Source organism: Caloranaerobacter longqiensis (genome assembly GCF_050286925.1).
Lineage (GTDB): Bacteria > Bacillota > Clostridia > Tissierellales > Thermohalobacteraceae > Caloranaerobacter.
This window is the reverse complement of sequence record NZ_JBFWFX010000002.1, coordinates 76,492-97,020: the sequence shown is the minus strand read 5'-3', so window position 1 is coordinate 97,020 and position 20,529 is coordinate 76,492. Positions and strand designations below refer to the sequence as shown.

The following is a 20,529-nucleotide window of genomic DNA, read 5'->3' as shown; positions in this document are numbered from 1 at the left end:
TCATTCTCCTATTCAAACTTTAAAATATAAGATGGCATTTCTAGCTGTCCATCTTCACAATCTAAAATACAACGTTCATTATTTTTAGGTTTTATTAATTTAAATACTCGTCCATCTTCAGTTTTTGCCTTCCCATCTGGAGAACTGTTTGCCCTAGATATCCATTTTAAAAGAGTTGTCCTAACATAAGGCTCTATTTTAGGAAGTTTAGATATTTCTATTTGATTGTCAATTATGTACCCTTCTATTATTTTTCTTTCTTGATTTCGCTTCTCTATAGTCTCTTTAAGTATTTTCTTCTTTTTCTCTGTGTTATCTTTTATCGGCGTCCTATCTCTCTTTTCTCTGTAAGTCCTAACCCTAGGTTTAATTGCAACTTCGTATGGCTTTTCATCATATACCCCGCTATTTATACTTTCTGTTTCTCTATGCATATCTATTCTTATATGCTTCATATGAGGTATCCCAAAGGCATATGCCGATATCATATGAGCCTCCTCCATATCTTTAGCCTGCAAGAAAATACTACAAAGTTTTTTATATTCTTCTTTTCTATTTGCGGCTGTGTTCCTGCTCTCTACTATTTGAAATGCATACCTTGTTATCTTTCTTATAATTTGATTAGTAATTCCAAATAACTTCGATGTCTCGCTTTCTTGAAAATTACTTCCTAAAAACCACTCTTTGATACTTAACCATCTTCCTAATATATTTTCTTTAATATCCTTTTCGGATATTTCCATATCTAATCTAGGAATAGACTTACTGTACTCAATGACTTTATCAAGCACTATTTTTTCTGTATCTTCGTCAACATCTTTTATTATATATTCTATTGCATACGAATTCTGTTGAAGTTCTTTTACAAAGTTCCTCAAATATTCTATAAATTTATCTTTAAAAATTAAGAATTGTTGTGTCTTCATCATTTTTTCTGCTTTAACACTATTTAAATGTCTAATATAGTCTTGATAATTTTGATTTAATCTTTTAAAATCTTCATTTAATGACATCCACCAGCTTCCAGCCTCTTTCATGTCTCTATTTTTCATATCTTTAAATTTTTCTATCTCTTTTTTAAAACGTTCTAAAAGTGAAGGCTCTAATGAAGCCCCTTCAATTTTCCAATTTTCAAGTTTCAATATCATTCTTTCAATTTCAACCGTATAATCTGTTATTTGGTATCTAAACTGCTTATTTTTGAATTCTTCTATTGTTGAAGCTTTTGATGTATCTTGGACAGCATTTAAATTTTTCCACTCAACTAAAGCATCTAAATCTTGCCTGCACTGTTCTATTGTATAATCCTTGAATATATCGTGTTTTTTCAGTTCTTCAAATACTTCTTCTTTATATATCCAATATTTCATTTTTTGAGCCTGCAGGTAGAAATATCTGATTATTGCTCTATATCTCCATGCATTTTCAACCGTTAAATATTTTGTTTCTGTTACTTGTTTTAATAATTTCTCATTTATTTCCATAAATTCACCTTTTCTATTTTTGTTCTAAAAGTTTTACTTTATCTACAATTATTATACAATTATTACTAATTTTCTACAATTAAAACATAAATATTAACTCATTTATATATCATGAGAAAAAATCTAATTTTTGAAGGAATATTTTTTTATTAGTAGAAATAACTAATAATACATAGTTCTTTAACCTTAAATAAAGGAGGTAAATTATGGAATCTAATTGGAAATGCCCAAAGTGCTCAAATACATCATATGAAACCGATCAGTTCCAAGCAACTGGTGGGACATTCGCTAAATTATTTGATATTCAAAACAAAAAATTTACTACTGTAACTTGCACAAGATGTAGATATACAGAAATCTATAAAGCCAATACAAGCGAATTATCCAATATATTCGATTTCTTAATAGGTTCTTAATAAAATATAATAGGAAGGCTGGCAAGATAACTGCCAGCCTTTTCTACAAATAATATTTTAACCTGCTAATTTTTTCTTAAGTTTAAAAATATCTTCTTCGTTTTTAAACTCTTTGTATTTTATAAATTCAACATCATCAATTATTTCATCAAGTCTACCATTAATTTCAATATGTCTTTGTGCGTTCTTTACTTCTAAATCATCGAGTTTATTAGATACTTCATCCAATTTTTTCTCTAATCTTGTTTGTCCTTGCTTTAACTCTACTATGTCTTTCTGCATCTGCTTCTGACTTTCTTTCAAGTCGCTTATATCTTTCTGCATCTGTTTCTGACTTTCTTTCAAGCCGCTTATATCTTTCTGCATCTGTTCTTGGTTCGCTTTCAAACCATTTATGTCTTCCTTCATTCCACTTATGTCTTTTTGCATTTTACTTATATTTTCCTGCATCTTAACTTGATTTTCTTTTAAATTACTTATATCTTCTTGCATTTTAACCTGATTCTCTCTTAAACCTTTTAATTCACCTAATATCTGTTTTAATAATTCATCTACCATAATACCCGTACAACCTTTCTTTTCCTTTATTAAATAATTCTGAAAGGATTCTATGTTACATTTATAATAAACCAATTAAAACTTTAAATCAATATATTTATACTAAAAAATTAAACTCCGCTTTTCTCTGCTTGCTTTACTCCTAATCTTTTATTCATATATCTCATAACAGCTAATACTAGCACAAGCATTATTCCAGCTAATATTAAATGTGTAGTAAATATATCTGTCGAATCTTTTAATACACCCATAAATGGTAAAGTTACAGCTACGGCAATATTTGTTATTAAACTTTGAAAAGAAAGTATTGTAGCTCTTTTGTCCGATGGTATATGTTTGTTTAAATATTTAGTTGTAACTGGTCTATAAAGTCCTCTAGCCATTTGCTGCAGTAATATCGCTAACACGCCTACCCATACTCTTATAACTCCTAGTAAAGCAAATGATAATATTATAAGAAATGCCATAAATGATAAAGTTCTAGGTTTAGTTTTTTCCATTATTAAATGACACCTTTTAGAAGTTATTGCGGCCACAATGTTGAAAATAAAAAATATTATCCCAAAGTACTCAACAGGTATTTTTACACTCTCCATATAAGGTTGAAAATACCAAAACCCAGCTCTATAAAATATAAAGAAAATCATTGAAAATAGCATTATCGCTTTAATTTTCTCATGTCTTGCAATATATATCCCACTTTCTTTAATCTGTTTTAAATAATTACTACCATATTTGCCCTTTTTCCCTTCTATTGGAGGTTCAATAAAGTTTAAAATAACAATTGCAGTTATAAACATAAATCCAATAGAAATATAGAGCGGTAAAAAAATATTTACTTTGTACACAAATCCCGCAATAATAGAACCTACAGCTTGAGCATATAGAGCTAATGACCTTGCATAACCTTCTATACTTTGGAACTCTCTTTCTCTCCCTATCGATTTTAATGAATCATATATTAAAGCAGTATCTGCTCCAGATTTCAATGTAGCTCCTAAACTAAAGGTTATTTCAGCCAACATAAAAGTTAGAAACTTGGTTCCTAATATATATATCAGAAGACTAGTTGCCCATAATATTGCTCCTATGAGCATACTAACCTTTCTTCCAAATTTATCTGCAAAAGCTCCTGTAGGCACTTCAAATATAACTACTGAAATAGCTGCTACAGATTGCAACAACATAATTTCTGTAAAAGATAACCCTTTTGCTGTAAGGAATAATACTATTATAGGTCCTAATATTAAAAGGTCTGCAAATATAGAGTATATGTAGTATGTCTTTATGTTCCTTGTTATACCCATTCCCCCACCCCCATATAAATGTAAAATATTATAAAAATCTATTTTGGTTATTAAATCAGTATGTTATCACAAAAATACATTTTTGTAAATATTAAAATTTTTTATAATCCATAGTAAATTATATATTCCTTATTAATTATTAAATTGTAGATAATTTTAAATATAATTTTCGTAATGGATTTCAACAAAATCTTCTTTAATTTATTCAAATCGAAGATTTTGTTCTTTTTTCTGAACACATAAAAAAGCCACTGAATAAACAGTAGCTTCAGACTGTAGACAAACTTATCTTTTTAAATATATATGAAAATAAAAGTGAATGCTTGAAAGAATTTAGTGAAAAAAACTAGGTGAAAATTTTTAAGAAAATCCGTAGGCTTAGCATGGATGCTAAGCCAGCTTCCAGAGTCAGGACGACTCATTGGAAGCGTTAGGATTTTCTAAAAATTTAAGCCTTAAGTTTTTTCTAAATTCTTTCGCATGAGCGTTATTTTCATAAATAATTTATTATGTCAACAAGCTCAAGCTACTGAATAAACAGTAGCTTTACATCTGTGGTTTTTCATTTAAGAAAAATACTGATAAAGTTCCAGGTCCTGAATGTGCACCAATAGCACATCCAACTATATTTACAATAAACTCTTTGCATCCAAATCTTTCTCTTATCATTTCTTCAAGTTTTTTAGCTCCTTCTAAATCATCACCATGATTTATACCTATAACTTGATTAGATAAATCTACTCCTCTTTCTTCCATTATTTCAATCATTCTCTTTAATACTTTTTTTCTGCCTCTAACTTTTTCAATAGGAACTAATTTGCCATCTTCTACATCTAAAATAGGTTTAATATTTAGTAAACTACCTACAAATGCAGCTGTACGACTTACTCTGCCACCTCTATATAAATACTCCAAATCGTCTACAGTAAAAATATGTTCCATATGTTGTGAATAAAAGTTAACTGCATTAACTATTTCTTCTTTTGACTTACCTTCCTTAGCCATTTGTGCAGCTTTATATACAACTAAGCCAAAACCTACAGAAGCACATTTTGTATCAATTATCTCTAAGTCAAAATCTGGATATTCCTCTAACACTTCATTCTTTGCCATTAAAGCCGATTGATATGTACCAGATAAACCAGATGAAAAAGCAACATAAATTACACTTTCATTTTTCTTTGCATACTCTAAAAAAACTTTTTTAAAGGTAGCTGGAGGAATTTGTGCTGTCTTATAGACCTTACCATTTCTCATGTCTTTATATAAATCTAATGGATTAAGAGTTTCTCCATCTAAATATTCTATATCTCCAAAATAAATTAATATAGGTATCACATGAATATTATATTCATCTATGATATTTTTAGGTAAATCACAAGCACTATCAGTAATTATCCTAACTGCCATTAAATCACCCCTTGTATTTTTAGTTTTATTATATTATATAGTTTTCAAACTTTAAAGCAATTTCTTAATTGTAGCCAATTATACAATTTTATTTTAACAAGTTTTATATTTAATAAATTAGTTTAGATTGTTATAACTTGTAGATATCGAACATTTGCTGTTTTATAGTTTTATTACAAAATTTTAACATTCGTCATACCGCATTTCGACATGTTTTTTATAGAACATCTGTTAATATTGTATGTAAAATATATGTATTTCATATTTACTTCAAATCTATTTAAACTACAAAAATTAAAGGAACAAAAAATTTTATTAATATAATACCTATTTACACTTATGAATACAAAACTGAACATAAATATTTTTGAGGAGTTGGCTTGTAAATGATCAAAAGAACAAAAATTTTACTTATAATAACAATTGTTGTAATAAGCATTGCTGGTATATATATCTTTAATAATAAAAAATCATTAAATTATAATGAATTCGATTCTATATCAGATTATATTATAGAAGAGCTAAAAAAAGAATATCCTCTATCATATATCGGGAAACCAACAATAACAGTTTACCCTGGAAATGAAGAATTGAATAAACATTGGGTCGATACTACTTTTAATGCTCTTAATGATAATACAGCTTTTCTAAAACAAAAATCAATTTATATACTAAATCAAGAAAAAAATATTGCAACAAAAGTTATTGTTAACTATGAACCTAAAATAAAACAAAGATATTACTTGGCTGTTAACCGAATTTATTCTAATCCCATAGATTATAAAGAATTAGATGTAAGTCTTTCTCCTACTTTTAGCAATTCTATTACTGCAAACGGATTATTTATTCAAGTTACTACAATTTGTACAAATCAAGCAAATATAAACAGAGAATTTGAAAAAAGTATGATAAAAATGAATACTGATATAACTTCTAAAATTCAAAAATATGTATTAAAAATAGACAAGTAAGCTATAAGATTTAGGCAGAAATTGCCCTCTTAAGAAAATTCTTAAGAGGGCAATATTATTTATATCACACTGCTTTCTTATTATCCAAAAACTTAAACTGCGACATAAACAGATTATAATAGATACCTTTCATTTTCATAAGCTCATCATGGTTGCCCATTTCCTTAATCTTACCATCATCAATAACAAATATACGGTCTGCATTCTGGATTGTTGAAAGTCGATGAGCTATTACAAAAGATGTTCTACCTTTTAAAAGTCTCTCTATCCCTTTTTGAACTAATCTTTCTGTATGAGTATCAATACTAGATGTTGCCTCGTCTAAAATTAAAATTCTAGGATCTGCAAGTAAAGCTCTTGCAAATGCTATTAATTGCCTTTGCCCTACAGATAATCTCGTTCCTCTTTCATTAATATCTGTATCATACCCATTTGGCAATTTCATAATAAAATCGTGAGCATAAGCGGCTTTAGCTGCTTTAATTATTTCTTCATCAGTTGCATCAAGTTTACCATACCTTATATTTTCCTTTATTGTACCTGAAAATAGAAATGTATCCTGAAGCATAATCCCCATTTGGCTTCTTAAGGTTTCTAATTTGACATCTGAAACATTATACCCATCTATTAGAACTTCTCCACTATCTACATCATAAAATCTTGCTATTAAGTTTACTATTGTTGTCTTACCAGCTCCAGTTGGACCTACTAATGCTATTGTTTCTCCAGCTTTAACACTAAAATTTATATCTTTTAAAACAACCTCATTATCATCATAGCTGAAATTAACATGTTTAAACTCAACATTCCCTTTTATTTTTGGCATAGGCTTAGCATCTTTTTTGTCTTCTATATCAGGCTTTATGTCCATTATTTCAAATATTCTCTCTGCTGCTGCCATATTTGTAATTAAATTGTTATAAAAATTACTTAAATTCATTATCGGTCGCCAGAACATTGATATATAGCTTGTGAAAGCAACTAAAAGCCCTACACTAATCTCTCCAGTATTTAATAGTTTTACTCCATACCAAAATACTATTACTGAACCTATTCCCCATGAAATCTCAACTAATGGCCAAAATAAATCACTTATTCTTACTGCCTTGACAAATGCTGCATTAAGTTCTGTCAGTATCTCATTAAATCCTCTGCTGGTCTTATCTTGGGCAGCAAAACTCTGTATAACTCTAATACCAGAAAAATTTTCATGAATATATCCTTTCATATTGGAATTCTTTTTCCTAAATAACTGCCATCTCTTCCTGCATGTAACTTCTATTAAAAACATAGATACTAATAGAAATGGTAGTGTTACTAGAGATACTAAAGCTAGTTTTAAATTCATAGAAATCATTATCACTACAACAGCTATTAAAGTAACTAAATCTGGGATTAAATTTGTAACACTACTTGTAAATAAATTATTTAAAGAGTTTACATCTCCAATAATTCTGGCAATAATTTTCCCATTTGGACGATTATCAAAAAACTCAAATGACAGTTTTTGTATATGCTTATATAGCTGATGCCTTATAGTAACTAATATATTATTGGTTATCCTAGACATCTTCTTAATTCTCCATCTAGAACAAATCATAGAAACTATATTAATTAAAATCATTAATCCTCCCAGCAAGAAAAGCCCTTTTATATCTTTATCTGCTATATATTTATCTATACCTAATCTAAAAAAATATGGATTAATAAGATTAACCCCAATAACAACTCCCATTAAGACAAGTACTTGAAAAACTTCAAATTTGTATGGCTTTAAATATGAATATAACCTTTTAATAATATCTCTCTTTACAATTTCATTAAGTTTTTCATCTTGCCTTACTGTATTTTTAGCCATTATATCACCTCCTTATTCTCTGTATAAATACCTTTTGTCTGCTCAAAGTATGTGTCATAATATTTTCCCTTCTTCTTTAGAAGTTCATCATGTGTACCTCTTTCAACGATTTTGCCATTTTCAAGTATAATTATTTCATCAGCATTCTTTACTGCTGAAATTCTATGAGCAATTATAAATTTAGTTATTCCTTTTCTATTTTCTATAGCGCTTTCAATCTTATACTCTGTTTCCATATCTAAAGCTGAAGTTGCATCATCTAATATTAAAATCTTCGATTCTTTAGCCAATGCTCTTGCTATAGAAATTCTCTGCTTTTGTCCTCCAGATAACCCAACACCACGTTCACCTATTATCGTATTAAATCCATCCTTCATTCCCATAACAAATTCATATACTTGTGCATCTCTCGCCGCCCTCACTATATCTACATTTTCCGTATCCTTTACTCCAAATTTTATATTTTCTTCAATAGTATCTGAAAATAAGAATACATCTTGCATTACTACAGATATTTGGTTTCTCAAAAAATTAAGATCGATATCTTTAATATCTATACCGTCTAATAATATTCTTCCTTCAGTACAATCATAAAATCTTGGTATTAAATTAACTAATGAACTCTTTCCCGCACCAGTAGTTCCCATTATTGCAATTGTACTACCCGGTTTTGCATCAATATTTATATTCTTTAAAACCTTTACTCCATCGTATTCCAAAGATACGTTTTCAAATTTAATATGTCCTTCAACAGATTTTAACACTATAGGATTTTCTGCATTTTTGATAGTAGGTTTTTCATTAAATATTTTATCAATCTTTTTCAAAGAAGCATTACACTGCCCAAGTATATTAGTAAGCCATCCTAACATTCTCATAGGCCAAATAAGCATAGATGTATAAAAATTAGCTGCTACTAATGTTCCTATTGAAATATCTTCTTCGATTACTAAAAGCCCTCCAACTGTTATTATTAAAATACTTATCGCATTCGATAAAAATTCTATAACAGGATGATATTTAGCCCAGATATCAGCCTGTTTTACATTTAATTTGTAATTTTCTTTATTTTGACTTAAAAACTTTTCAATCTCGTATTTTTCTCTAGCAAATGCCCTAACTAATCTTACTCCTGCTACGTTCTCCTGAGCAGTTGTATTCAATAAAGCACCTTGGTCGCTTATTTTTTCATATACTTCACCTATCCGTTTTTCTAATGCTACAGCAAGATATGCTATTAACGGCATTGTAGCAAGACTTAACAAGGCTATTTTCCAATTTAACGTAAATAACATTATTGTAGCCACTATAAAATAAATCATCTGTTCAATAAACAACATACTACCAAATCCCAAAGCTTGCCATACATTATCTACATCTTCGGAAAGTCTTGATAAAATTTCACCTGTATTCATACCATCAAAATATGAAAATGATAAAGTTTGTATATGATCAAATAAATCTTTTCTAAGCTCTTTAACTATTTTACTGCTAGTAGTATCAAATAGATACTCTTTAATATATCCCAAAACAGCTCTCGATAAGGTTATCCCAATAAGAGCTAAAAGTAATTTCAATAGAATTTCAGTTGTACCTCCAACTATGACATCATCAATTATAATTTTAGTTAATCGTGGATTAAACATATCAAGTGCCATAGCTATTATCATCGAAAGCATAGCTACCAAATAATATCTTTTGTATTTGCTTATATACTTCCATATCCTTTTCAAATCAATTCCCCCTTTTACTCAGATAGCCCCCAAAAAATAATAATAAGCCATAGGAAGACCCATGGCTAAACTATTGTGGTACACAAAAAGGCCATAGGGAAAATACCCTATAGCCTTAATTTTCTCTAAAAGCATTAAATATCCTTTAGCTCAGACCACCACAAATAGGCAAGGTAGGGCTATCTTCCTTATTTATAATGATAGTACTATTATTTTGTAATTCTCTGCCATAAATCGCTATTTTATTAATCATAAGTCCTACCTCCCTTTCATAATTATTTGGCTACTTTTTAATAGTAACCCATTTTGTTCCATAAGTCAATGTTTGTAATTAAATTGTAATATTCGATTAGATATTACCTATTTCATATTCAATTATAATAAGTCCTTTTCTATCCTTCTTAAGCATTGCACAAAAACGAGCATATTTCCCATCTACTCTCTTAACTACTGGGGTTAAATAACATTCTGTCGTATTACCTTTTTTATAAAAATCTCTATAAGGCTCATAAATTTCAAACAAATTCAATCCTATACTTTCTTTCTCTGTTGCACTAACTATTACTCCATTTTGGTCAGTAATCTGGAAATTATCTATATGTAACTCATCCGCTATCCTTATACAATCTTCTACAGTTAAGTCATCTCTAATAACTTTACTTAAAATCTTCATTTGATTTCTCAATATTTTATCAGTAGTATCATCTGCTACATATTTATAAAGTTCTTTTGCCATCATATCAAGATTATTTACAGATTTCGATAAATCTATAACACTGTCTTTTAATAACTTCATAGCATTAAAAGATTCATTCGTACTAGCAACCGTAGCATTTGTTCTTTGTGAAATAGAATCTATATTTTCAATTATATATGAGATATTTTCCTTTAGCTCGCTCAATATATTGAAAGAAGCATTTACTTTTTCTTCTGTAACGTGTGAATTTAGCTTTATCTCGTCAAATACTTTCTTAGAATTTTCTGCTTTTTCAATTGCCTCTCTAGTAACCCTTCTATTTTCTTCTGTAGTTGATATAGCACTATTTATGTTATCTAATATTTCCATTACAATGCCTTCTATCTCTTTAAGCGATTTAGTAGTATCCTCAGATAACCCTCTAATTTCATCAGCAACAACTGCAAAGCCTCTTCCTGCTTCTCCTGCTCTTGCACTTTCAATAGCTGCATTTAATGCTAATAAATTTGTTCTTTTAGCTATATCATTAATAGAGTTTACTATTTCTATTATTAATTTTGACTTATCTCCAAGCTTTTTCATTATATTAAATAAATCTTCTACAGTACTCTGAACCTCACTAAATTTAGCAAAAGTATCTTGTATTGTAACTTCTCCTTTTTCTGACACCTCTCTAGACTTCATAGAAGAATTATTAGCTGCATTTACTATATGTTCAATCTCCTCTATATGGTTTTCTATATCATCCAGTTTTTTTATTGAATTGCCAATATTCTCTGCATACTCATTATTATATTCAACTACTTTTTCTAAAGTATTTGATATCTCTTGTACTTTTTCATCACTAATATCCATATACTCTCTTAACTTTTGAGTTAACTCTGAAGTCTTAATTGAAACAGCAATTATTTTTTCAAACATATCTCTATAATTTGAACTCAAATTATTTATAGCTTTAATAGTCCTACCAACTTCATCATTACTAAATACTGGTATTTTCAATTTATAATTACCTTCTGTTATTTGGTTTAAATAATTTACAATATCCTTATGACAGGATATAAGCAAAGTATCTACCACTATATATACTGGTATCAGTAATGTAATAAAATTAACAACTGATATTATAAATACATTAGAAATTTTAAATAAAAATATTAGTGCAAAATTAGCTAAAAAACCTACTAGCATAGTAAATGCCAAAGTAATTCTAGATGATTTCTTAGATGTTAATTTGAAAAGTATTTTCTTGAAAATATTAATATCACTCATTTGCCCACCTTCCCTTTGCTGCTTATTAATTAAAATTTGACAACGGCTATATTAATTCGACAACTGTTTATAGAAATCCTCTAATTAACACAAAAATAAGTAGCAAGACAATATATTCTTGATTTGCTACTTTATATAAATTGAATTAGTACTATATTCTTATTGTAAATTTTGGTATTTTCATGCATGATATTAATATAACAATAGTAGTGGGATACATTTTTATTAACTAGAATGTGTCAATAAATGAACTATTGATTTTCTAGTTTCTATCTGTTTTTTGAATAATTGCCTTAAAATGTTATCTCTTACTGAGTCTGGTATGTTTATAAAATTAAAATCATAGTAATTTTTGATGCCTACACGATATGATTTGCTTATTTTACCAGAAACTACTATGTTACAATCATCTTCAAAACGAATTATTACTTTTAACATTTTATCTCTTTCTTCTTTATTTATTTCAAAATCTTCAATATAAAATGACATGAAATTTCCACCAATTCTAGTTATATTTATCTTGTAAACCTTCTTCATATTATCTATTAACAACCCTTCTAAATCCCATAGCATACTAAATAATTCTCCTGCATGCTCTGCTTTAATTTCTGAAATGTAAAGTTTATTTTTGTAATATTTGCTAATTTTTACATCGTATTCGCTTACATATTGGTTTTTTTCTAAATACAGCTTAATACTCATAATCTTTGATTTTTCTATATCCTTATCAAAGTCAAATGTTTCAGTTACAAATTTATATTTATCTCCATTTCTGACCAATGTCCCTTCAATAAAATATTCTTTTTCTAATGTTGTAATTAACAATGTTCCCCATATAATAGGTTCCGATAATATTTGTGCATTTATAGCTTTAGATTTCATCAATATTTTAATCATAATCTCTGCAATATCAGGGTCAAATTGTTTACCTTTATTTCTAATAAGCTCATTTATAACCAAATTTACCGATTTAGCTTTTTTATATGTTCTATTTGACAACATGGCATCTACTGCATCTGCAACACTTATTATCCTACTTTCCAAAGGTATTTCTTCTCCCTTTAATCCATCTGGATATCCTCTTCCGTCATATCTTTCATGATGATACTTTGCAAAAATCGCTATTTCATCAAAATTTTCTGTAAATTGAAGCATGTTCTTTATAATACTATAACTATACACAGGATGTTTCTTCACTTTTTCATATTCCTCATCAGTTAATTTTGTTGGTTTATTTAATATATCTGCGCTTATATAAATTTTACCCAAATCATGTAACACTGCCGATAAATACAATATTTCTAATCGTTTTTCATCAAATCCTAATTCTTTTCCTATAGCTAATGACCATTGTGCCACGTTGTACGGATGAGTTATCATATAAGGTTCTCTTTCTCTTATTATTTGAGATATTATATATATTACATTTAGCATTCTTTTTTTCCTAGACATTTTGATATATTCTAATTGATATAGATTTTGTATAATTGATAATTCTCCAGATATATCTTTATCTAAAAATGTACTACTATCAACTACTTTAGTTTTATCGGTACTTCCTAAATATAAACAACCTGTTACTTCTCTAGAGTTACTATTTCCAGAAAATAACGGTATATAAATTTCGTTTTCCATTTCTTCGATCAAAGGTAAATAATCAGCTTTGTCATCTTTATTTTTGTTTAAAAAAACAATTTGTTTGGTCTTTATTAATAAACCAAAAACACAGTTGGAGAAGTGCTTTATTAAACGCTTAGAATTTTTATAACTTGCATTGTGATTTATTCCATCTCTAACAAAAATTCTTTGAAATGTAGCATAAGTATTACTTTCATCAAATGTAACCAACATTGCTACATCGCAACCTAATAAATTAGCAATTCTCCTAATCCATACATGCAAATATTCTTCTGTTGAAAGCTGATTATCAAATTTAATCAAGCTCACCATAAAACCAGCTCCTTCCTGTGTGTATATAAACAAAAACACCCACTGATAAAGACAAAAACAGTAGGTGTGTTCTACAAATTGGCAGCCTGGCAGCCATAGTAAATACTACCTTAGGCCCATGGCTTTGCGCCCCTACCTTTCGATAGGTTTGCCTTTATCAGTGTGTAAACGTTTTCATTATTATACTATCAACACTCCAAATCATTATTTTTATTTAATTTCGACATTTTTTCTACAATTCCCTTCTTTTTTATATAATTTTTTACCCATTTTTATAATTCATAAACATATTTTATCTCTGCTAAAATTCTCTTAACTCTGGTATAAAGAACATCCATACTCCTAGCAATAAGACTATAATTCCAGAAAATATAAATATAGTTGAAGGAGCTAATTTATCTGAAATATATCCAAATACAGCTAATCCCAATGGTACTATCCCCTGACTTAATGTATTCAATATTCCAAAAAATCTGCCTCTAAATTCATCGGGAACTATTTTTTGAAATGTTGTATTAATAGGCACGTTAATTAAAGCATTAACAATCCCTAACACTATAATTAAAAATAAAAATATTATATAAACCCCAAATGCTGAGATAAATGAAAAATTAAAAAATATCAATGGAACACCAAACAGCATTATAAGCAAACCATCTGCTATAATACCATTTATCATGAACATATAATATTTTTCTCTAGATGGCAATATCGATAAAATAAACATCCCTATCATTGCTCCAATTGGAAATGCAGAACTTAAAATACCATTTTCCTTAGCCGTTAAATTTAATGTAAACTTTACTGTTTTAGGAAACACTATTTGAAAAAGTGGATTAAATAGAAAATTAATTATTAATGCAAATCCTAATAGTACAACTACAGCTTTCTGTTTCTTTAAAAATACTATTCCTTCTTTAAAATCTTTCCAAAAACTCCACTCATTTTTATTAGTATTATTTATATCTCTCTTAATAGGTGGAATATTTATAAATATTTCAGATATTCCAGATATAATAAATGAAATTCCATTTAAAATAAATATTCCTAATATACCTATCCAATAATATAAAAATCCTGATATAGCTACGCCTACAATCAAAGACAACTGTAAACTCATACCATCTAAGGAATTAGCCCTATGTAAATCTTTTTCTTCTACTATATTAGGAATTGTTGCACTTACTGCTGGATTAAAAAAGGTTGCAAAAAAAGCACTTATCGCTGTTATTATAAATAAAATCCATAAGTCTAACACATTAAAATAAGATAATAAAGCTAATAATAAAATAAGCCCTCCACGAATAAAATCTGTCCCCACTATAATCTTTTTCCTATCTATTTTGTCAACAAACACACCTGAAATGGGACCAAAAATTATAAAAGGTATTAATGAACACATTCCAAATATACCCATAAAAACTCCTGCACTTTTCTCACCAACTACACTCATAATATACCAAGCAACAGCTGCATTATGCAGAGAATTCCCAATGTTAGATACTATTTTACCAATTATAAGCAACATAAAATCCCTGTTCCCAAGTATATTAGATTTACTTTTTACTATACTTACCATCTAATCCCCCCAATCCATTAAGTTTGTATTTATTATTTTTAAATTTTATTTATTTATTTATTAATATTTTATTTTATATCTTTAAAAATGTCAATACAATTATTAATATTTTTAATTTTATCATATTCCTATATATCCCGATCCCTAACATCTAGCACCAAATATCTAATACCTAATTACCTAGTACCTAAAATTGTTGTAATATATTTAATTTTCTTTAAATAGATTATAATATGAATATTTACCACAACTTATACATGGTATTTTAAGGGGTGATTACGTGACTAAAATATTTTTTATTAGAAAAAAAATACTACACATAATAATTTCTGTAATAATCGTATTAATATTATTATTTTTAATTGTTCCAAAATTAATTTAACTGCTAATAACAAATGAGTCAGGGTAATTCCCTGACTCATTTGTTTTAATCTTTATCCTTATCTTGTTCTTTTTTATGATGTTTATATTCGTTTTCATATCCACGCTTAGATTTATTTCTCTTTTCTGATTTATCAACTTTATCTTTGCTATCTTGATCTTTCTCATTATCATTAACAATTAAATTCTCTTGTTTTTCTTTTTTCTGTTCTTCAAACTTATCTTGATTTTTCTTTTTAGTATATCTTTTTTGATCTTTTTCTATATATTCTTCTATTTTATCTATTTCAATCTCTTTTTCTTCTTCATCTTTTTTTATTTCATCTTTTCTAGATTTCTCAATCTCTTCTCTTTCTAGTTTATCTTCTTTCTTTCCTTTCTCTTTTTCTTTTTTATTTTTATTAAATCTCATTTTCTCTTTTTCCTCTATTTCGAATTTCTTTATTTCTTTTTCAGCTTTTTTCTCTATTATTTTTTTTATTTCTTCTTTATTTTCTTTTTCCTTTTTAGCTTCTTTGATTATTCGCATTATCTCTCTTACTGGCTTTTTAGCAACTTCTTCAAACTTAATATCTTTATTTAAATCAATTGCTTTTTCAATCAACATTAATTTTCCTGGCGATACTTTATCTTTCCTTGCCTTTTCATATACATTAGTATCTCCTTCAATAAGAATAACTTGTGTATTTTTAACCTTTTGTTTAATATGATTATCTACTGACTTATATATTTTCTCATCATCAACTTTATCTTTCTTCTCTGTTATAGTAATAAGTATTACATTCTCCTCTTCAGGTTTAACATAAGCCTCTTCTACTGCTGTATCAATAACTTCATTAATTACATTTTCTATTGTTTTATTTCTGTAATTTTTTATTTTCGATATCAATATATTACCGTCTTCATTTAACCCTTTCAAATCTATAACTCTATTATATAAGTTATAAGCTATCTCTACGCTTGGGTTAATGTCCACATTTATATATCCATAGGGAGTATAATATCCATAAACTCCATATCCTGTTGTTATCAACAAAATAAATGCAGCTGCTACAGAAACAAATCTTCTTATTATTCGTCCTTTTAGTCTTTTATTATTATTTATTATTATTTCCTGTCCTATATCTAAAGTTCTATTATCTTTACTTACTTCTAAAAAATTCCCATCTTTAGTTAATACAATAACTTTATCTTTATGAATTTCCATGACTATACCTTTCACTTTATCACCTCCAATCTACATACTCCCTTATGTATTGATAATCACCAATAAGAACTATGACCATTGCTATTATATACTTTCTACCTCTTTCTAATTTTTTTCGGTGTATTGGAATAATTTTCTGTATTTCTTTTATTGGTAGTCTTCTAGTAGACAATAAATTTTGCAATATTGTTTTATCTTCGACTATCTTTTTGGCAATCTCTTTATATAAATTCCTGACCTTCTCTTGTTTTGGAGATTCTTTAACTAAATCATAAAAATCTATACCCCAGTCATTCAATTCCTTTTTATATTCTTGTATCTCAATTTTTCTTATCTCGTTTTCTTCTCTATCTCGAAAAACTGTAATTGATCTATCTAAACTATAATCTATATTGTTATTTTCTTCATTGTTTTCAATTTCGTTAAACAACACAATTTTTTTATCTTTTTCTTTATTTCTGTAATAATCTATTATTCTAAGACTAATCACCATTTTTGCAAAGCTTAAAAATTTACCTTTACTTCTATCATAAGATTCTATAGCTTCTTTAAATGCCATCATACCAATAGTTAGCTCATCATCATATCCATATTTTAAAAATCTACCTGTCTTTTTTTGAATTGTACTAGCTATAAACGGTTTATATTCTTCAATTAAGTTATTCAATTCTTCAGCATCTTCTTTGGCCTTTTCTACTCTGTCTTCTAGAGATTTTCTAAACAGCATTTCGTCACCTCGCTTATCAAAAGATTAGATGTGACCATAATATATATTCGGCAAACTAATTTATATTTCTAAGGAATTAGAATAATTAGTTGTAGAAAAATTTCATTAGGTCAAATTTTTCGATTTAAATAAGCTACAAAGAAGATTTTGTTTATATCTATAAATGGAAATTATATTTAAAATTATCCATAATTTAATAAGGTATATAATTTCATATGGATTATAAAATTAATTTTTTTGCAAAAAATATATTTAAACTATTTTTATATGGAGGTATGAAAATGAAAAGAACATTTGTTATATTGTTAATTTTATCACTTTTTTTAGTGTCCTGTACTTCTCCAAGTAAAAAACCTACACAAACACAAAGCAAAACTTCTTCAATATTTGATACTGCAGATGTTGAAAATATTAAAATAACTACTAATAATTGCAATGTACGGTCTGGCAAGGGAACAAATTTTCCAGTAGTAGGAAAATTAAATAAAGGAGATATAGTAGATGTTATAGGCAAATTTGGAAATTGGTATGTAGTAAAACTTCCTAATAATAAGGTTGGCTGTGTAGCCTCAAACAATGCTAAACCTGTTGTTGTAGAAAATGAAGAAAAACAAATTAAGGAAGTTTATAGGCTTACAGATGAAGAACAGAGAATGGTAACCTTAATAAACAATGAAAGAATTAAAAGAAATTTGAAACCTTTACAAGTCGACAAAGAACTTACTAGAGTAGCTAGAATTAAATCGCAGGACATGGAAAAAAATAATTATTTCAGCCATTATTCTCCTACTTACGGCAGTCCATTTGACATGATGAAAAATTTCGGGATTAAATTTTTAGCAGCAGGTGAAAATATTGCAGCAAATCGTTCAATAGAGAACGCTCACAATTCTTTAATGAATTCTAAAGGTCATAGAGATAATATCTTAAATCCTAATTTCACTCATATAGGTGTTGGAATTGAAAAAAGTAGCAAATATGGAAACATAATTACTGAAATGTTTATAAGTAAACCTAAGTAAGCACAGCTTGACTGTGCTTATTATTTTTTTGATACATATCTTGTATCATGGGTATAAATATCTCTAGCTTTAAAAATAACTTTTCATCTCAAAAAATTTATACTTTACTAGGTAATAAAAAAGGGGGAATGTTTTTGAGTAGTATATTTAACTCTCAAAATGTAATAACAATTGGAATAATTGCTAGTATATTGGCTGGTACAGCCACTGGTTTAGGAGCTATACCTATTTTTTTTACAAGAAAAATATCTAACAAAATGTTAGATATAATGTTGGGCTTTGCTGCTGGTGTAATGCTAGCTGCTACTTCCTTTTCTTTAATAGTACCTTCAATTGAATATGGTGGTGGAGGAACTAAGGGTGCTTTTATTACATTATTTGGTATCTTGCTTGGTGGTATATTCATAGATATTACCGATAAATATTTGCCACATGTACATTTATTGGACAACCGAAAAGAAGGTATATCATCATCATTTTCAAAAATATGGTTATTTATTATAGCCATAACTATACATAACTTCCCTGAAGGTCTTGCAGTAGGTGTAGGTTTTGGTGATGGAAACATAAATGATGGTATTATACTTGCATTAGGTATAGGATTACAAAATATACCTGAAGGATTAGCTGTAGCTCTAGCACTTTTTAGAGAAAAATATTCTAAATCTAAGGCTTTCTTTATTGCACTACTTACTGGACTAGTTGAGCCAATTGGTGGACTTGTTGGTGTTTTGTTAGTACAAATTGCTAAACCAATTCTTCCTTTAGCATTAGCTTTTGCCGCAGGGGCCATGTTGTTTGTAATTAGCGATGAAATTATACCAGAAACTCATAGAAACGGATTTGAAAGATTAGCTACCTATGGGGTGCTTATAGGTTTTGTTGTCATGATGTTCTTAGATGTAACTTTAGGATAAAAAGAATCTACTTATTTTAATACCTCGGGCTTTAGCCCGAGGTTAGGAGTCGAAGACTCTTTTATATCGCCTGTTTTACTTTTTCTGTCCACATACCACATCTGTCGCCCCACATAGCTATAGGTGTTCCATCCATTTCGACTTTGATAACTTCACACATATTTGAACATCCAGTACAAATAAAACTCGAAGGAACAAAATTAGTTTTAAGTGAGTCAAAACCTCTAAAATTAGTTTTTCCTTTTTCTTTTACTGCTTCTTTAGCTAATAGGGCTGCACCTATTGCTCCCATCACATTATAATATTTTGGTACTATTACTTCATGTCCTACTTCTCTTTCAAAAGCAGCTTTTATGCCAACATTAGCCGCTACTCCTCCTTGAAAGACATATGGAGGTTCTAGTTTTTTGCCCCTGCCTAAATTATTTATATAATTTCTCACTAATGCATTACATAATCCCTTTATTATATCAGCTTTAGAAAATCCATATTGTTGCTTTGCTATCATATCTGACTCTGCAAATACAGTACATCTTCCTGCTATTCTTACATCATTTTTTGAAGTCAAAGCAAGTTTCCCAAATTCTTCTATAGGTATTCCTAACCTCTCTGCTTGATGATCTAAAAACGAACCTGTACCTGCCGCACATACGGTATTCATTGCAAAATCCACAACCATCTGGTCTTTTATTAGAATTATTTTTGAATCCTGTCCTCCTATTTCAAAAATTGTTCTAACATCTGGAACATAGTGGACAGTAGCTACAGCATGAGCTGTAATCTCATTTTTAACAATATCTGCACCAATCATAACTCCTGCAAGTTGTCTACCACTTCCAGTAGTACCTACTCCACTTACAACAATATTTTTTCCTAATTCATCTCTTAATTTTTTTAATCCTTTTTTAATAGTTTCTAATGGCTGACCATTTGTCCTTTCATACAACTTAAATAAAACTTCATTATTTTCATCAAGTGCTATAATATTTGTACTTACTGAACCCACGTCAATACCTATATAAGCCCTGACCATTTTGGCA

16 protein-coding genes and 1 riboswitch are annotated in these 20,529 nt (G+C 28.4%); of the genes, 4 read left to right on the top strand and 12 right to left on the bottom strand.

All coding sequences use genetic code 11. From position 1 onward, the window contains the following. Window positions 1–8 precede the first annotated feature (8 nt). On the bottom strand, window positions 9–1,484 hold the full coding sequence (locus AB4Y15_RS02540) for a TIGR02677 family protein (protein ID WP_427338265.1): 1,476 nt from the start codon (window positions 1,482–1,484) through the stop codon (window positions 9–11). Window positions 1,485–1,690: 206 nt separating this feature from the next. Here AB4Y15_RS02540 and AB4Y15_RS02535 point away from each other — a divergent pair, with 206 nt between their 5' ends. Continuing rightward, window positions 1,691–1,900 (top strand): zinc ribbon domain-containing protein, encoded by a 210-nt coding sequence (locus AB4Y15_RS02535; protein ID WP_427338264.1) that lies wholly within the window; start codon window positions 1,691–1,693, stop codon window positions 1,898–1,900. 57 nt (window positions 1,901–1,957) lie between these two features. Here the strand turns inward: AB4Y15_RS02535 and AB4Y15_RS02530 are convergent, their stop codons facing one another. From AB4Y15_RS02530 to AB4Y15_RS02520, 3 genes are all read right to left on the bottom strand, one after another. Further along, on the bottom strand, window positions 1,958–2,458 hold the full coding sequence (locus tag AB4Y15_RS02530) for a hypothetical protein (protein WP_427338263.1): 501 nt from the start codon (window positions 2,456–2,458) through the stop codon (window positions 1,958–1,960). 110 nt (window positions 2,459–2,568) lie between these two features. Beyond that, window positions 2,569–3,765 (bottom strand): MFS transporter, encoded by a 1,197-nt coding sequence (locus AB4Y15_RS02525; protein ID WP_427338261.1) that lies wholly within the window; start codon window positions 3,763–3,765, stop codon window positions 2,569–2,571. A 546-nt stretch (window positions 3,766–4,311) separates the two neighbouring features. Then, on the bottom strand, window positions 4,312–5,175 hold the full coding sequence (locus AB4Y15_RS02520; protein WP_427338260.1) for a DegV family protein: 864 nt from the start codon (window positions 5,173–5,175) through the stop codon (window positions 4,312–4,314). 386 nt (window positions 5,176–5,561) lie between these two features. Here AB4Y15_RS02520 and AB4Y15_RS02515 point away from each other — a divergent pair, with 386 nt between their 5' ends. Further along, window positions 5,562–6,146 (top strand): hypothetical protein, encoded by a 585-nt coding sequence (locus tag AB4Y15_RS02515; protein WP_427338259.1) that lies wholly within the window; start codon window positions 5,562–5,564, stop codon window positions 6,144–6,146. Between the two features lie 64 nt (window positions 6,147–6,210). Here the strand turns inward: AB4Y15_RS02515 and AB4Y15_RS02510 are convergent, their stop codons facing one another. The 7 genes from AB4Y15_RS02510 to sigI all read right to left on the bottom strand — a co-directional run bounded on the left by AB4Y15_RS02510 (window position 6,211) and on the right by sigI (window position 17,550). After that, window positions 6,211–8,004: an ABC transporter ATP-binding protein gene (locus AB4Y15_RS02510; protein ID WP_427338258.1), complete on the bottom strand. Its 1,794-nt coding sequence runs from the start codon at window positions 8,002–8,004 to the stop codon at window positions 6,211–6,213. After that, a complete protein-coding gene (locus tag AB4Y15_RS02505) occupies window positions 8,004–9,737 on the bottom strand; it encodes an ABC transporter ATP-binding protein (RefSeq protein ID WP_427338257.1) in 1,734 nt (577 codons plus the stop codon). Before AB4Y15_RS02505 ends, AB4Y15_RS02510 begins: the two co-directional genes overlap by 1 nt. Before the next feature lie 349 nt (window positions 9,738–10,086). Continuing rightward, window positions 10,087–11,706, bottom strand: coding sequence for a methyl-accepting chemotaxis protein (locus tag AB4Y15_RS02500; protein ID WP_427338255.1), 1,620 nt, complete (start codon window positions 11,704–11,706; stop codon window positions 10,087–10,089). A 225-nt stretch (window positions 11,707–11,931) separates the two neighbouring features. Next, complete coding sequence (locus tag AB4Y15_RS02495; RefSeq protein WP_427338254.1) at window positions 11,932–13,656, bottom strand: HD-GYP domain-containing protein; 1,725 nt, start codon at window positions 13,654–13,656, stop codon at window positions 11,932–11,934. Window positions 13,657–13,733: 77 nt separating this feature from the next. Beyond that, window positions 13,734–13,819: riboswitch (cyclic di-GMP riboswitch) on the bottom strand. A gap of 138 nt (window positions 13,820–13,957) precedes the next feature. Then, window positions 13,958–15,235, bottom strand: coding sequence for an MFS transporter (locus AB4Y15_RS02490; protein WP_427338253.1), 1,278 nt, complete (start codon window positions 15,233–15,235; stop codon window positions 13,958–13,960). A gap of 427 nt (window positions 15,236–15,662) precedes the next feature. Beyond that, window positions 15,663–16,838, bottom strand: a complete 1,176-nt coding sequence (locus tag AB4Y15_RS02485; protein ID WP_427338252.1) for an anti-sigma factor domain-containing protein — start codon at window positions 16,836–16,838, stop codon at window positions 15,663–15,665. Between the two features lie 4 nt (window positions 16,839–16,842). Then, on the bottom strand, window positions 16,843–17,550 hold the full coding sequence (sigI, locus tag AB4Y15_RS02480; protein ID WP_427338251.1) for an RNA polymerase sigma-I factor: 708 nt from the start codon (window positions 17,548–17,550) through the stop codon (window positions 16,843–16,845). A 281-nt stretch (window positions 17,551–17,831) separates the two neighbouring features. On the opposite strand from sigI, the gene AB4Y15_RS02475 reads away from it, so the two are divergent. Together AB4Y15_RS02475 and AB4Y15_RS02470 are read left to right on the top strand one after the other, a co-directional pair. Next, window positions 17,832–18,572 carry a CAP domain-containing protein gene (locus AB4Y15_RS02475; RefSeq protein WP_427338249.1) on the top strand — a complete coding sequence of 247 codons (741 nt, stop codon included), beginning with the start codon at window positions 17,832–17,834 and terminating at the stop codon, window positions 18,570–18,572. A gap of 134 nt (window positions 18,573–18,706) precedes the next feature. Next, window positions 18,707–19,489, top strand: a complete 783-nt coding sequence (locus AB4Y15_RS02470) for a ZIP family metal transporter (protein WP_427338248.1) — start codon at window positions 18,707–18,709, stop codon at window positions 19,487–19,489. A gap of 61 nt (window positions 19,490–19,550) precedes the next feature. Here the strand turns inward: AB4Y15_RS02470 and AB4Y15_RS02465 are convergent, their stop codons facing one another. Then, a complete protein-coding gene (locus tag AB4Y15_RS02465; protein WP_427338247.1) occupies window positions 19,551–20,522 on the bottom strand; it encodes an acyl-CoA dehydratase activase in 972 nt (323 codons plus the stop codon). Between the last annotated feature and the right edge of the window lie 7 nt (window positions 20,523–20,529).

Excerpts from the sequence above, each read along its gene's own strand:
- AB4Y15_RS02490 (WP_427338253.1), bottom strand. The coding sequence starts at position 15,235 with ATGGTAAGTATAGTAAAAAGTAAATCTAATATACTTGGGAACAGGGAT.
- AB4Y15_RS02515 (WP_427338259.1), top strand. The coding sequence starts at position 5,562 with ATGATCAAAAGAACAAAAATTTTACTTATAATAACAATTGTTGTAATA.
- AB4Y15_RS02475 (WP_427338249.1), top strand. The coding sequence starts at position 17,832 with ATGAAAAGAACATTTGTTATATTGTTAATTTTATCACTTTTTTTAGTG.
- AB4Y15_RS02520 (WP_427338260.1), bottom strand. The coding sequence starts at position 5,175 with ATGGCAGTTAGGATAATTACTGATAGTGCTTGTGATTTACCTAAAAAT.
- AB4Y15_RS02535 (WP_427338264.1), top strand. The coding sequence starts at position 1,691 with ATGGAATCTAATTGGAAATGCCCAAAGTGCTCAAATACATCATATGAA.
- AB4Y15_RS02530 (WP_427338263.1), bottom strand. The coding sequence starts at position 2,458 with ATGGTAGATGAATTATTAAAACAGATATTAGGTGAATTAAAAGGTTTA.
- AB4Y15_RS02500 (WP_427338255.1), bottom strand. The coding sequence starts at position 11,706 with ATGAGTGATATTAATATTTTCAAGAAAATACTTTTCAAATTAACATCT.
- AB4Y15_RS02465 (WP_427338247.1), bottom strand. The coding sequence starts at position 20,522 with ATGGTCAGGGCTTATATAGGTATTGACGTGGGTTCAGTAAGTACAAAT.
- AB4Y15_RS02540 (WP_427338265.1), bottom strand. The coding sequence starts at position 1,484 with ATGGAAATAAATGAGAAATTATTAAAACAAGTAACAGAAACAAAATAT.
- sigI (WP_427338251.1), bottom strand. The coding sequence starts at position 17,550 with ATGCTGTTTAGAAAATCTCTAGAAGACAGAGTAGAAAAGGCCAAAGAA.
- AB4Y15_RS02495 (WP_427338254.1), bottom strand. The coding sequence starts at position 13,656 with ATGGTGAGCTTGATTAAATTTGATAATCAGCTTTCAACAGAAGAATAT.
- AB4Y15_RS02525 (WP_427338261.1), bottom strand. The coding sequence starts at position 3,765 with ATGGGTATAACAAGGAACATAAAGACATACTACATATACTCTATATTT.
- AB4Y15_RS02510 (WP_427338258.1), bottom strand. The coding sequence starts at position 8,004 with ATGGCTAAAAATACAGTAAGGCAAGATGAAAAACTTAATGAAATTGTA.